This is a genomic window from Blautia sp. DFI.1.216, assembly GCF_020594215.1.
Lineage (GTDB): Bacteria > Bacillota > Clostridia > Lachnospirales > Lachnospiraceae > Blautia_A > Blautia_A wexlerae.
Map to the genome: position 1 here is coordinate 1 of NZ_JAJDML010000278.1, position 213 is coordinate 213.

The 213-nt window shown below is 39.9% G+C and carries 1 protein-coding gene; it reads left to right on the forward strand.

Going from position 1 to position 213, the window contains the following annotated elements; all coding sequences use genetic code 11:
* Nucleotides 1–213, forward strand: a 213-nt coding sequence (locus LJE11_RS19715) for a RagB/SusD family nutrient uptake outer membrane protein (protein ID WP_227296474.1), incomplete at both ends; no start/stop codon positions are given.

Consider the following 213-nt stretch of genomic DNA (forward strand, 5'->3'; position numbering starts at 1 on the left):
TCCGGTCACTAATCAACCCGTTATAGCTGGTTTGTTCGGTCCGAATGGAAGTTTTGTTCGTTACAATATGTATGAATCAACGGATCAGTATGAAACGAGCAACCTTAAAGAGCTACAGAACAAAGGTATCAACTTCGATATCAATAAACATTTGGTATGGCCCATTCCTCAATCGGAAATAGATCGTAGCTTTGGTACTGTAACACAGAATCC